Origin of the sequence: Streptomyces sp. WM6386 (genome assembly GCF_000972385.1) — a bacterium.
In the GTDB taxonomy this organism is placed as follows: Bacteria; Actinomycetota; Actinomycetes; order Streptomycetales; family Streptomycetaceae; genus Streptomyces.
Window position 1 is genome coordinate 1 of the sequence record NZ_JXTE01000853.1, and the last position, 225, is coordinate 225.

Sequence of the window (225 nt, forward strand, 5' to 3'; positions counted from 1 at the left end):
AGCAGCCACCCTTGAAAGAGTGCGTAATAGCTCACTGGTCTAGTGATTCCGCGCCGACAATGTAGCGGGGCTCAAGCGTACCGCCGAAGTCGTGTCATTGCGATATATACCCCCAACGGGGATCGTGATGGGTAGGGGAGCGTCGTGTGCCGGGTGAAGCCGCAGCGGAAGCTAGTGGTGGACGGTTCACGAGTGAGAATGCAGGCATGAGTAGCGATACACACG

At 57.8% G+C, this 225-nt stretch carries 1 rRNA gene; it reads left to right on the forward strand.

What is annotated here, in order from left to right:
- A 23S ribosomal RNA gene (locus TN53_RS43940) occupies positions 1–225 on the forward strand; the annotation flags it as partial.